The sequence below is a fragment of the Vibrio sp. ECSMB14106 genome, assembly GCF_000972265.1.
GTDB lineage: Bacteria > Pseudomonadota > Gammaproteobacteria > Enterobacterales > Vibrionaceae > Vibrio > Vibrio kanaloae.
The window spans coordinates 208,673-218,486 of record NZ_LAUM01000006.1 but is presented as its reverse complement, the minus strand read 5'-3'; the positions used below and the strand labels follow the sequence as shown (position 1 = coordinate 218,486).

Annotated in this window: 7 protein-coding genes and 3 tRNA genes; 5 read left to right on the top strand and 5 right to left on the bottom strand. The window is 45.7% G+C overall.

Going from position 1 to position 9,814, the window contains the following annotated elements; genetic code table 11:
* Positions 1-80: 80 nt before the first annotated feature.
* From WR49_RS06825 to orn, 4 genes are all read right to left on the bottom strand, one after another.
* Positions 81-156, bottom strand: a tRNA-Gly gene (locus WR49_RS06825).
* 59 nt (positions 157-215) lie between these two features.
* A tRNA-Met gene (locus WR49_RS06820) sits at positions 216-292 on the bottom strand.
* 67 nt (positions 293-359) lie between these two features.
* Positions 360-435 (bottom strand) — tRNA-Gly (locus tag WR49_RS06815).
* Between the two features lie 179 nt (positions 436-614).
* Complete coding sequence (orn, locus tag WR49_RS06810) at positions 615-1,160, bottom strand: oligoribonuclease (protein ID WP_017055371.1); 546 nt, start codon at positions 1,158-1,160, stop codon at positions 615-617.
* Positions 1,161-1,310: 150 nt separating this feature from the next.
* Here orn and rsgA point away from each other — a divergent pair, with 150 nt between their 5' ends.
* The 5 genes from rsgA (at position 1,311) to WR49_RS06785 (ending at position 8,311) form a co-directional block, all read left to right on the top strand.
* Entirely contained in the window at positions 1,311-2,366 is a 1,056-nt protein-coding gene (rsgA, locus tag WR49_RS06805; protein WP_046223501.1) for a small ribosomal subunit biogenesis GTPase RsgA, read from the top strand.
* 176 nt (positions 2,367-2,542) lie between these two features.
* Positions 2,543-3,454 (top strand): archaetidylserine decarboxylase, encoded by a 912-nt coding sequence (gene asd / locus WR49_RS06800; RefSeq protein ID WP_046223500.1) that lies wholly within the window; start codon positions 2,543-2,545, stop codon positions 3,452-3,454.
* A gap of 264 nt (positions 3,455-3,718) precedes the next feature.
* Positions 3,719-5,134: an SLC13 family permease gene (locus WR49_RS06795; RefSeq protein WP_046223499.1), complete on the top strand. Its 1,416-nt coding sequence runs from the start codon at positions 3,719-3,721 to the stop codon at positions 5,132-5,134.
* A 259-nt stretch (positions 5,135-5,393) separates the two neighbouring features.
* A complete protein-coding gene (locus WR49_RS06790) occupies positions 5,394-7,274 on the top strand; it encodes a methyl-accepting chemotaxis protein (RefSeq protein WP_046223498.1) in 1,881 nt (626 codons plus the stop codon).
* 149 nt (positions 7,275-7,423) lie between these two features.
* On the top strand, positions 7,424-8,311 hold the full coding sequence (locus WR49_RS06785; RefSeq protein ID WP_046223497.1) for a DMT family transporter: 888 nt from the start codon (positions 7,424-7,426) through the stop codon (positions 8,309-8,311).
* A gap of 89 nt (positions 8,312-8,400) precedes the next feature.
* Here WR49_RS06785 and epmA read toward each other — a convergent pair whose 3' ends face one another.
* Entirely contained in the window at positions 8,401-9,372 is a 972-nt protein-coding gene (gene epmA / locus WR49_RS06780; RefSeq protein WP_046223496.1) for an elongation factor P--(R)-beta-lysine ligase, read from the bottom strand.
* Positions 9,373-9,814 lie beyond the last annotated feature (442 nt).

The window sequence follows — 9,814 nt, the reverse complement described above, 5'->3', positions numbered from 1 at the left end:
CAAACTGCTCCATCCCGCGTCCGGATGCATCATTTAAGTTGATGACTCTATATTTCCAATATCAATTCTTAGAAAGAAATTGGAGCGATACATCGGGTTCGAACCGATGACCTCAACCTTGGCAAGGTTGCGCTCTACCAACTGAGCTAGTATCGCATAAGCTAACCGTTAATCTTCTCTGCTTACACGCAGCAAATCAACGTCTAACTGTAATGTGGTTGCGGGAGCCGGATTTGAACCGACGACCTTCGGGTTATGAGCCCGACGAGCTACCAAACTGCTCCATCCCGCGTCCGGATGCATTGTTAAGTACAATGGAACTTGACCATCTTCTTCAGTGCAAAGCACAAGAGAGAATTTGGAGCGATACATCGGGTTCGAACCGATGACCTCAACCTTGGCAAGGTTGCGCTCTACCAACTGAGCTAGTATCGCAATCTGAAACGTCTTTCGTCGTTCAGGGCTGCGAATTATAAGAGCATTTTTTTGTGATGCAAGTCCTTAATGCAAAATTACGCAAGTTTTTACTCAACTGCTGTAAAAGCACACAGATTTTCAAAAAAATCAGCTCTTAGGTCCCTGAAAAGTTAGATAAACGTGATCGTTTGATCTGATTAGATATTAATAATCGTTTTTCGATAGTACTGCAACTCAGCGATCGACTCACGAATATCATCTAATGCCAGGTGACTCCCCGACTTAGAAAACCCATCTAACACTTCAGGCTTCCAACGACGAGCAAGTTCTTTCAAGGTACTGACATCAACATAGCGGTAGTGGAAGTACTCTTCCAATTCAGGCATGTGCTTGTATAGGAAACGGCGATCTTGGCCAATGCTGTTGCCACAAATTGGTGACTTACCTTTTGGTACCCACTTCTCAAGAAATTCAATCGTTTGTTGGATTGCATCTTGTTCTGAAACCGTACTTTCTTGAATTCGCTTCACTAGGCCGCTGCCGGTATGAGTCGTTGTGCACCACTCGTCCATCTTGTCCAATTCACTCTGAGGTTGGTGAATAGCCAAAACAGGTCCTTCAGCCAGGATGTTAAGCTCACTATCAGTAACGATAGTCGCAATTTCAATGATTTTATGAGTTTCAGGATCAAGTCCTGTCATCTCTAGATCAACCCAAATAAGGTTCTGATCGCTAAAGGACATAAGGCGTCGCCTATTTGTTTATGTGTAAAAGAGGTACTATACCCAAATAACTATACTCAAACTAGCTTTAGGGCCATCGAAATCATATGGCACCAGCAACACCTTGTTTGAGTCCCCAATCATCAAGTTAGATGTGTTAAGTGAAAAATTGTGGCTAAAAAAAAGAAATTAACCAAAGGTCAAGTACGTCGTGTACGTAGCAACCAGAACAAGCGACTCAAGAAAGAAGATTCTATCCAGTGGGATGAAAACATGCTTGGCGGTACAAAGAGTGGATTAGTTATTACACGCTTTGGTCAGCATGCTGATATCGAAGATCTTGAAACTAACGAAGTTCATCGTTGTAACTTACGCCGTAGTATTGAGACTTTAGTTTCTGGTGACCGAGTTATCTGGCGCGCAGGCTTAGAATCAATGGCCGGAATTTCTGGCGTTGTGGAAGCGGTTGAACCGAGAACTTCAATGCTGACTCGCCCTGATTACTACGATGGCCTAAAGCCGGTTGCTGCCAACGTTGACCAAATGGTTATTGTTTCAGCCGTGCTACCGGAGCTTTCACTTAATATCATTGACCGCTATTTGATTGCTTCAGAAACGGTAAACATTGCCCCGCTTGTGGTTCTCAATAAGGTCGACTTACTCACTGAACAGCAAATTACGGAATACAGTGAAACACTGACAATATATGAGAAAATTGGCTATAAAGTGATGTTTGTAAGTAAAGAGTCTGGCTACGGCATCAAAGAGCTGGAAGCTGAACTAAAAGATCGCATCAACATCTTTGTTGGCCAATCGGGTGTGGGTAAATCAAGCCTAGTAAATGCATTGATGCCAACGCTCGACATTGAAGAAGGCGAAGTCTCTGAGAACTCAGGTCTTGGTCAGCATACCACCACGGCAGCTCGTTTATACCACTTCCCTTCTGGCGGCGACCTAATCGACTCTCCAGGCGTACGTGAATTCGGCCTATGGCACTTAGAACCGGATGAGATCACTGACGCTTTCATTGAATTCAAGCCATACTTAGGCGGTTGTAAGTTCCGTGACTGCAAACACAATGACGACCCTGGATGTATTCTGCGTGAAGCCGTTGAAGATGGCAGAATTAGTCGCTTACGTTTCGCTAGTTACCATCGCATTATTGAAACAATGGCTGACAACAAAGATAACCGTCAGTACTCGCGAAGTAAGAAAGCGGATCTCTAACCGCACTCTGGTGAACAAGCATGTGCTTTTACTGACGATGACAGTGATTACTGACAATGGCCGCGATTTTAAGTAACATCTCGCGCCCTAAACCGTCATAACCTCGTTTGCACTAAAAGCGACTAGCATTGAAAGCGATTAGCATCAAAAACAAACAGCATTGGAAAATTAATACAATGGATAAGATTAAAGTTGGATTGCAGTACTGGATTCCACAACATGGACTGACTCGACTAGTCGGTAAATTAGCGTCGGCTAAAGCGGGCGGCTTAACGACAGCGGTTATCAACTGGTTCATCAAACAATACAAAGTGAACATGGATGAAGCGCTGCATAGCGATCCAAAACACTTTAAAACATTCAATGAATTCTTCGTACGTGAATTAAAAGAAGACATGCGCCCTATTGCCGAAGGTGACTCTGTTATTGTTCACCCTGCCGACGCTTGCGTCAGCCAATTTGGCCCCATTACTGACGGTCAACTGATTCAAGCGAAAGGCCACAACTACTCAGCGCGCGAGCTATTGGGTGGCGATGCAGCGCTGGCGGATGAGTTTAAAGACGGTGAATTCGCAACGCTTTACCTATCACCAAGTGATTACCACCGCGTGCACATGCCATGCGACGGTACATTGCGCCAGATGATCTACGTTCCAGGTGATCTTTTCTCAGTAAATCCGCTAACAGCAGAGAACGTTCCAAATCTATTCGCACGTAACGAGCGTGTGGTTTGTATCTTTGATACCGAGTTTGGCCCAATGGCACAAGTGCTTGTTGGTGCGACCATTGTCGGCAGCATCGAGCAAGTATGGGCTGGCACCATCACACCACCTCGCGGTAACTCTGTCTACAAATGGGATTACCCAGCACAAGGTGACACATCCGTCATCTTGAAGAAAGGCGAAGAGATGGGTCGCTTTAAGCTTGGTTCAACGGTCATCAACCTATTTGCTAAAGACGCCATCAAGTTTGATGAAACGATGCAGAATGGCGTGAAAACCGTTCTGGGCACACCTTTCGCGCACATTGCGGGTCAGGAAGTAGAGGCTGAAACGGCTGATTCAACTGAGAACACAGACCAATCCTAACCTTGTGCATTGACATGTAAATTAAATACAAGTTAACTGCTCAATCTTTTAAAGGCGCGTTATTTCTAGTCAATAACGCGCCTTTTTCATTGCTGTCGATCCTGCTCGTAACAAACCTAGAACTCCCCCGTAAAAGTTTGACCAAAAACAAAACAGTCGTTGAAATCTTGAACAACTTTTCGTTTTTACAACCCACCTCCAAGTACAAAAAAAACAGATAACTTATTCTATTTGAAGATATTTTATTAATAGGGTCTTTGTGTCATGCCTAAACTCAATGTTGGCGTCTTGGTCAAGCTGTTGATTTGTTTTGCGATTCCCTTAGGCGTGTTACTCATGCCGATCGATTCAATCCCAATCGATGACCTCACTCTCATTCAGCATCGCTTGCTGGCAATATTCCTGTTAGCGGCACTGCTTTGGGTTCTAGAACCGGTGCCAGTATTTGCCACTTCGATTTTGATCATTGCACTAGAATTAGTGATGATATCCGACAAAGGCCTACACTTATTTAGAAACCCACCATCAGGACACGATCTCGGTGATTTAATCAAATATACCGACATATTCGGTGCATTTTCATCGCCTATCATTATTCTCTTTATGGGTGGTTTTGCGCTTGCAATCTCTGCCTCAAAATACGAATTAGATAACAACCTAGCTCGGGTTTTACTCAAGCCCTTCGGTACAGAACCGCGCTTCATTATGCTCGGTTTAATGCTGATTACTGCTGTGTTCTCGATGTTTATGTCGAATACTGCAACAACGGTAATGATGCTTGCGCTGCTCGGTCCTATCGTGGCATCTGCACCAAAAGGCGATATGGGTATCAAAGCGCTCGTGTTGTGTATTCCAATTGCTGCTAACACCGGTGGTATCGCGACACCAATCGGTACACCGCCCAATGCCATAGCACTGCAATACCTGACGGGTGAGAACAGTATCGACTTCCTCAGCTGGATGATGATGGGCTTACCCTTTGTGATCATCCAACTCACCATCGCTTGGTTTCTTCTACAAAAACTCTTCCCTTCTAAAGAAAGAAACATGGTGCTCAAGCTCGATGGACAATTTAGAAAGAGCTGGCGAGCGATTGTGGTTTACATCACCTTCGCTGCGACAATCTTATTGTGGATGACCACCAAACTGCACGGCATGAACACTTATGTCGTGTCTATTATTCCACTGGCTGTGTTTACTCTCACTGGCATCATGGGCAAAGAAGAACTCAAGCTAATTAACTGGGATGTGTTGTGGTTGGTTGCAGGTGGTATTGCTATTGGTATCGGCTTAGATAAAACAGGCTTAGCAGCAGCATTAGCGCACGCGATTGATTATGAATCCTTGTCGCCTACAGCAGTGGTGCTCACTCTATCGATTGTGTGTTGGTTAATGGCCAACTTCATGTCAAACACCGCGACGGCCAACTTGCTGATGCCGATAGCCGCTGCAATTGGTGCTTCCATGGAAAGCCTAGTTGCGATTGGTGGCCTACAAGGCTTGCTGGTTGTGGTCGCTTTCTCAGCATCACTGGGGATGATTCTTCCAGTATCGACACCACCAAACTCATTGGCCTACTCCACTGGGCTTATCGAAAGTAAAGACATGGCGAAGATGGGGGTCATCTTAGGGGTCATCGGCTTGCTGCTCGTCTACCTCGCGCTATTTATTATCACCTAGCGCGTTAACTTCTTATCACCGCCCTCCAGATAGCCATCGTTATTTCGTATCTGGAGGGCTTATCAAGTTCTAATCGATAGATAATTGTGATTTCACTTCACTGTTTATTAAAAAAATCACAATTATTTTTAAATTTTTGATTTTAAACACATTTATAACGCTTCATATAACGACACTATACACGTACCAGTAACACATCATTGCAATATCAAGTACGTCACTTTAATTCGCGTTTTGTCTAAAAAGGGAGGAATAGACCTTGAGACATACTATTAAATTTAAAATTCAGATCGCAATCGCGGTTATTATCGCCGTCGTAAGTGGCGCTCAAGCTTGGATATCAGTGAATCAGCTTAATCAAGAGACTGAAATTGCGATCAACCAAGAAATGAAAAATGTGAGTGTCGGCACCACGAATTACATTGCCGATTGGCTCTCCATTCGCAGTGATATGATGCTGGCCAATGAAGCTACTGTTTCCAACAGTAATAACTCTGACCGCGAGTTGTTAATCACCAAACAAGCCGGACAGTTCCTGTCTGTTTATGCAGGATTCAGCGACGGCACTATTGCTTATGGCGACAAAGGGGAAGATTGGCCAGCAGGCTACGATCCTCGCACTCGCCCTTGGTATCAAGATGCCAACGCAACGTCCGATCTCATCATTACCGAACCCTATCAAGATTTCGATGGCAGCATCGTCATCAGTTTTGCTAAAGCATTCAACGGTGAAAAACAGGGTGTCCTTGCGGCAGATTTAACCGTCACTAGCATCATTGATACGGTGCTTAATGTAAAACTCGAGAACGATGGCTTTGCATTTTTAGTCGATGGCAACAACAACATCGTTGCGTACAGTGATGAAGCGCTCAGCCAAAAACCCTTGACCAGTTTGAACCCAGAGTTAACAGCAAACCGAGTTTCGCAACTGATTAAAAACCAAATGATCACCACGCTTACTTGGCCAGGCCAAGGGGATAAAATGGTCTACATTGCTAACGTTCCAAATACCAACTGGTCACTCGGCATTGTTATCGATAAAGCCATGGCATTTTCTGCGGTATCCGATGCCATTCAATTTATCACGCTGACTTCTTTCATTTTGTACATCGTCATTTCAATTGCGAGCACCATAGTCATCAACCGCTTACTCTACCCATTGCAAACATTGTCTGAAGCGCTGACCCAACTCGCTCAAGGCAGAGGCGATCTCACTCAGCGAATTGACATCAAACGCATGGACGAAATTGGCAAACTTGCCGAGCTCGTCAACCAGTTCTTAAGCCAAATGCAAAGCATGCTTAAGGGGGTCATTGAGCACAGCCACGATTTAAACAATCATTCAGAAAAAGCCAATCAACTGGCGACCCAATCTTCAATTCGCGTTGAAAATCAACAAAATGACATCACCCAGATTGCGACCGCGATTCATGAAATGTCGGCCACCGCCGCAGAAGTGGCCAGCCATGCTGAACTAACCGCATCCGCTTCTCAAGCGTCAGCTACCGCTTGTGATGAAGGCCAAGAGGTTATTCAGCAAAACCGTGATGCCATTACTGGCTTGGCAACGCAAGTTGAAGACGCCGCCAATGTTATTCGTGAATTGGAGAGCAACGCTCAGAGCATCAACCAGATCCTATCGACCATTCAAGGCATTGCCGAGCAAACCAACCTGCTGGCATTGAATGCCGCCATTGAAGCCGCCCGTGCGGGTGAACAAGGCCGTGGGTTTGCCGTTGTGGCCGATGAAGTTCGCGTGCTAAGTCAAAGAACGCATGGCTCAACGGAAGAGATCCGCGAGATGATTGATACGCTGCAGAAGAATACCGAACATGCCGTTGACAGCATGACCACCAGCACTCAGTTGGCGGAAAATAGTGTTGGATTCGCAGAGCAAGCCCATGGCAGCCTCACTAAAATCACCCAAGCGATCACTGAAATCAACGACATGGCGCTACAAATTGCCAGTGCCGCAGAAGAACAGCGCGCCGTAAGCGAAGACATCAGCCGCAATACACAAGGGATCAAAGATGCCTCTGACGATCTTGCACAGCAAGCAGAAAGCAGTCGCAATAGCTCAAACGAAATGAGCCATGCTGCACAGTCGATGCGCCAAGATGTGGAGCGCTTTAAAGTGTAAAGCGTAATTGATCACATCAAGCTAAGCCGAACCAAGTTAGGCCGAACTGTAAACGTTCATGGTTCTTTTATTAAGAATCACTTTGTTCTCCGTTCGGTTTGATGCATATTGATGAGCTAATTTATCCCAGACACAAGGATGTTAATGACATGGGATTTGAATGGTTAGCTCTAGCGGCCGCTTTTCTCTGGGCGATTGCGAGCTTAATGTCAGTAAAACCGGCTCAACATTTAGGTTCTTTCGCCTATAGCCGCTGGCGCATGGGTTGCACTGCGGTCATCTTATCGAGCATGGCTTGGTTTACCGGTGGCTGGGCAAGTGTCGAGGCCGACCTAGTGACACCTATGATGCTTTCTGGCCTGATTGGTATCTTCATTGGCGATACCGCCCTATTTGCCTGTTTAAACCGAATGGGGCCACGCCAAGCGGGTTTGCTGTTCTCGTGCCACGCCGTATTCTCCGCCATTCTTGGTTACTTCCTGTTTAGTGAAAGCATGACTTCGATGGAGCTGATTGGCTCGGCGTTGGTGTTTAGTGGTGTGTTAACGGCCATCTTCTTTGGTCGACGAGGTCAATCTCAAAACCAACTCGAAACCATCAAGGGCACAGTGTGGGTTGGTGTCGCTCTAGGCATTACCGCCGCGATTTGCCAAGCGCTGGGTGGCATCATTGCAAAACCTATCATGCAAACAGAGATTGACCCAGTTGCCGCTTCAGCGATTCGAATGATCACCGCCTTTATTGCTCACTCACTATTTCGCTTAACCGGAGCCAAGCATTCGCGAGCACTGAATCCGATGAATGGACAAATATTCGCCATCACCGCGGTTAACGGTTTTTTAGCGATGGCGCTGGGAATGACACTGATCTTGTATGCACTGCAGGAAGGTAATGTTGGCATGGTCGCTCTACTGTCATCAACCACCCCCATCATGTTGTTACCAATACTGTGGCTTTACAGCAAACGGAGGCCGAATGCTTACGCTTGGATCGGTGCCATTGTTGCCGTACTTGGTACTGGTATCCTGGTTAGCTAGTGGCTCAGGAACCCTAGTCAGCTAGTGAAGCGAATTCGAAGCTGAGAGTTAATAGCGAATGACGATTAACTCTCAGTAAAAACCGAAAGCTAAGAACGCGGGAAAGGGAAAGCGGTCACATCATCGATATGGTCATAACCCAAAGCCAGCATGATGAGCCTATCGATACCTAACGCCACACCCGCACAATCGGGTAAGCCCGCTGTTAATGCCTCAATCAAGTGATGATCAATCGGTTGAGGCGCTAAACCCATCTCGATACGCTTGTCATTGTCATCTTCAAAACGTTGCAGTTGTTCTTGTGGTTTGTCTAACTCATGGAAGCCATTGGCTAACTCGATGCCTTTGAAATACACCTCAAAGCGATCCGCCACTCGTGAATCATCAGGGTTGATCTTAGCTAACGCTGCTTGCGATGCCGGGAAATCATAAACAAACGCAGGCACTGTTTGACCAATCTCTTCTTCAACACCCACGCTGAACAGCAATTGCAGTAAGGTATCGCGATCTCCTTCAGGGTCCGCAATATCACTAAGACCCAGTTTCGCTGCGGCTTGCTTTAAAGTCGCCATCGAGTCTTCCAGCGGACACACACCGAGCACATCAATAAAGGCTTGCTGGTAGGTCATTCGATCGGCTGTGCCCGACTTGAGGATTTGCTGCAATAGCAGGTCCATTTCGTCCATCAAATCGTGGTGATCAAACCCCACTCGATACCACTCCAGCATCGTAAATTCAGGGTTGTGGTAACGGCCGTTCTCTTCATTACGAAAAGACTTACAAATTTGGTAAATACAGCCACTGCCCGCCGCTAACAGTCGTTTCATATGAAACTCTGGGCTTGTCATAAAGAACAGTGGCTGACCCTGCGCATAACCTGGCCCTACGAACTCTGTTTTAAAAGTATGTAAATGCACATCCGTCACCGTGGCGTGGCTCATCGCAGGCGTATCCACCTCCATCACATCTCGCTCTGCAAAAAATTGACGGATTTGATTAAGGATATCAGCACGTTGCTTTAACTGCTTAATAGTGGCGGCTGGTTGCCATGTGGAGTGCATTATCGAGTTCCATATTACTGAATGATAGGCAACGAAAATTACCACTTTTCGCCTCTTTTGTAAGCTTCTATCTTTGCCTTATCAAACCAGCACCTTGTTTTGATGAAGCAAGAAAATCACGTACTACAACACATTTATCGATGTTGGCACGATGAGAATATTGATAACGAAAACCATACTCAACAAGCTGTTAACACACGCCTTGTAGGAGGAACGCTATCAATAGTTCATTGCCGTGATTGCAGTCACATAACCTATAAATTCTATGCTTCCATATGCATTACCGACCTAAAAACCCAAATACATCAACTTTTCAAAGACCATCCTCTCTTACACTGAACCTACCACTTAAGGCTTAGGGGTGATAAACGGTTGATGCCGTTTACGTGCTATCGATTAGTAAGAGCTACCAATTAGTAAGAGCTACCAATTAGTCAGTACG